The organism is Mammaliicoccus sp. L-M44 (assembly GCF_022386355.1).
GTDB classification, from domain to species: Bacteria; Bacillota; Bacilli; order Staphylococcales; family Staphylococcaceae; genus Mammaliicoccus; species Mammaliicoccus sciuri_A.
Map to the genome: position 1 here is coordinate 1 of NZ_JAJNIU010000049.1, position 2,588 is coordinate 2,588.

Here is a 2,588-nt window from a genome sequence, read left to right on the forward strand (position 1 = left end):
TATTCTAGCATGTAGAGATGCATTTTTTAATACAACGGTGAAACCATACTGTACCATACGCATAGCGTATGGTTTTAATTACACAAAAAAAAAGCATTACACGTTTGTGTAATGCTTCTTTTAATGATGTGCTCCAAAACTTGGCTCTAATAAGAATGTAGAATAATATGTAAATCCAACAAAACATAATACTAAATAAATTGCGAATATATACATATACATTCTTTCTGTTAATTTTAAGTATCCCAACAATACGAAAAATCCAGTTTGTGCTAAGAAGAAATATGCCATCATGTCCATACCACCGACATAAAACATCGTAGCAAAAATAGCAGTCCAGAAGCCTAGAGTTTTATAAACTTTATCCATCTTCTTAAGAACCCCCTCTATGTTTACTTTCTTATTCATATTTAATTATAAAGTTACTCTATACAAAAGTAAATAGCATTTTAACGCAAATTCATAAGCATTAAACAAGTAATTTAGGTAATTGGAAGCGTTTATATATATTAGGAGGAGATTATGGAGAAATTATTTAAGTCAATTATTAACGATGCTGTCAATTTTAATGCGAGTGATATTCACTTTGTACCTTTAAACGATGATAAAGTCTTTGTTCAAATGAGGATAAATGGCGATAATACACCTTATGATTTAGATCTAGACTTTAAATTGTATAGTAGGGTACTCATTTATATGAAATTTATCGCTCATCTTGATGTAAGTGAACGTAATAAAGCACAATGCGGTCAATATTTATATGAACATGACATTCATTTCTACTTAAGAATTTCTACGATACCGATTAGTTTAGGAATAGAATCTAGTTCCATTAGAATAACCCCTCAACATTTTAATCACTCACATGGAAAATCAGAAGATCAATCATATAACGTTCTACAAAACAGAATGTATCAATCAGAAGGGTTATTTCTATTTACGGGACCAACAGGATCAGGTAAGACGACATTAATGTATGAATTGATGTATGCGTTAAAGAGAGAGAAGAATAAACATATTATTACGATTGAAGATCCTGTAGAACAAACATTAAATGGTATTGTCCAAGTTTCAGTCAATGAAAAAGCTAACATAACTTATCAACAATCCTTTAAAGCCATTTTAAGATGTGATCCTGACGTTATTATGATTGGGGAGATAAGAGATGATGTTACTGCTAAGCAAGTTATTCAGGCAAGTTTAAGTGGTCATTTAGTGCTTTCAACTATGCATGCTAGTGATACAATCGGGGCAATCCACCGACTAATTGAGCTAGGTGTAACAGTCGAACAAATTAAACAAGGTATTTCATGTATCACGAACCAACGTCTTGTGAAGAAAAGTGATGAAACAAGAACATTAGATATGTCATATATTTTTAAAGATGACATTATTAAATATATGGAGAATGATTATGAAACGTAAGAAAAATGTATTAAAGAAAGACCAATTAGAGAAAATAAATGATTTTATTTTTCTTTAATCGGTTTTTTTATGCCTAGATAATAGAATGTTTTATATTATTAAAGTAGTACCTAAAAATTATTTCTTATAAACAATTTTAGTTTTTGAAAAGTCTCTTCTTGGTATGACAGATAAACTGTTCTTTTTACCAGTTGCTGATAAATGTGCCCAGCCCATACCGTATCCAGCATAAGCTTTTTTCTTAACAGTTTCAAAATTGTTTTTATTACCTAAATATTGCACCAAAATTCCTTGAGGGACTCCTGTGAAGAATGGAGCAAATCCTGTAACCATAGAAGCCCATCCTAATCTACTCTTTTGCTTATCTACATATTTAACATATTTTCTTAACTGAGCATTAGTCATATAACCTTGCTTTTTAACATATTTACCAGTCTTTATTGTTTTAGTACCTTTTTTTGCTGCATAAAAACTAAATCCATTTTCTTCATCATCATGAGTATATGTTTCCATTGGTAAAAATTCTACATTTTCAAAACCTGGCAAAGTAGAATCTTCTTGCGTGTTTTGAATATCTACTTGATTTCCTTCAGCAAACGCTTCACTTGCATAAGGAGTTATAATACTTGTTGTAAGTACTAATGATAATACAATTTTGTGTGATTTCTTGAATTTCATAGATATTAATCTCCTTTATATGTATAATTAAGGTACAACCTATTATTATCATATTTTTACAAAAAAAGGAAGTGTAATTTTGTATTTATCAAAAAGAATTATAATATTTAACTTTATTTTTATGTTTTTAATAGCATGTTTTATAAGTTATGTAGGTTTAACAAAAACATTTGATTTATCATTTCAAGTTTCATCTATAGGCGGATTATTATTTGGTTACTCAATATTAATGCCAATCAGACTTTATGCTAAGGATTCAAAATACAAAAGTAAAAATTAAAAATATATAGTAAAAAGCACCTGTTGATTATACGGGTGCTTTTTACTATATCCACAATACAATCCATGTTTTTAAATGTATAAACCCTCCTAAATGATGCACTAACCCCATGATGGTACTGCACCCCTAAAGTTAGAGTAAAAAAACTAACTTTAGGGGTGTTTTAATATGACAAAATATAGTGATGAATTTAAGTTGAAAGTTG

3 protein-coding genes are annotated in these 2,588 nt (G+C 29.3%); 1 reads left to right on the forward strand and 2 read right to left on the reverse strand.

All coding sequences use genetic code 11. The features are described 5' to 3' along the window. Positions 1-120: 120 nt before the first annotated feature. Entirely contained in the window at positions 121-369 is a 249-nt protein-coding gene (locus LQ611_RS13710) for a DUF2626 family protein (RefSeq protein WP_025904960.1), read from the reverse strand. A gap of 153 nt (positions 370-522) precedes the next feature. Between LQ611_RS13710 and comGA the strand changes: the two genes are divergently transcribed. Further along, the gene (comGA, locus tag LQ611_RS13715; RefSeq protein ID WP_107573259.1) at positions 523-1,425 is read left to right on the forward strand and encodes a competence type IV pilus ATPase ComGA; all 903 of its coding nucleotides are present in this window, start codon (positions 523-525) and stop codon (positions 1,423-1,425) included. Between the two features lie 117 nt (positions 1,426-1,542). On the opposite strand, the gene LQ611_RS13720 is transcribed toward comGA, so the two are convergent. Beyond that, positions 1,543-2,103, reverse strand: coding sequence for a hypothetical protein (locus LQ611_RS13720; RefSeq protein WP_107591153.1), 561 nt, complete (start codon positions 2,101-2,103; stop codon positions 1,543-1,545). Between the last annotated feature and the right edge of the window lie 485 nt (positions 2,104-2,588).

Excerpts from the sequence above, each read along its gene's own strand:
- LQ611_RS13710 (WP_025904960.1), bottom strand. The coding sequence starts at position 369 with ATGGATAAAGTTTATAAAACTCTAGGCTTCTGGACTGCTATTTTTGCT.
- comGA (WP_107573259.1), top strand. The coding sequence starts at position 523 with ATGGAGAAATTATTTAAGTCAATTATTAACGATGCTGTCAATTTTAAT.
- LQ611_RS13720 (WP_107591153.1), bottom strand. The coding sequence starts at position 2,103 with ATGAAATTCAAGAAATCACACAAAATTGTATTATCATTAGTACTTACA.